This window comes from Pleomorphochaeta sp. DL1XJH-081, from assembly GCF_049310885.1.
Classification (GTDB): Bacteria; Spirochaetota; Spirochaetia; order Sphaerochaetales; family Sphaerochaetaceae; genus CAYZJV01.
Map to the genome: position 1 here is coordinate 1 of NZ_JBMDYO010000135.1, position 261 is coordinate 261.

At 47.1% G+C, this 261-nt stretch carries 1 protein-coding gene; it reads right to left on the bottom strand.

What is annotated here, in order from left to right:
* The coding region (locus ACODJP_RS14210; RefSeq protein WP_422482611.1) for a hypothetical protein at positions 1 to 240 on the bottom strand (240 nt) is incomplete at its 3' end.
* Positions 241 to 261 lie beyond the last annotated feature (21 nt).

Consider the following 261-nt stretch of genomic DNA (forward strand, 5'->3'; position numbering starts at 1 on the left):
CTCGTCACTGATCTCTTTGAGGGTTCCCATACCTTTTCTTGTCTCCAAACCTGAATTTGGCCCATTGTCTTTCACTGTCCTGCTCATCTCGTTATAGAGCCTAGCCATGTCCAACCGCTCCTGCTTACCGTCACAAGCAGCTGTTGAGATTTCTGAAGTAGAAATCATTTCAACGTGGGGCAACGGATCAATCACTTTTGTATGTAATGCCTCAGAGACGGGGTTTTCTGTTTCTGTCACCTTGCGGGCTGTCTCCTCATT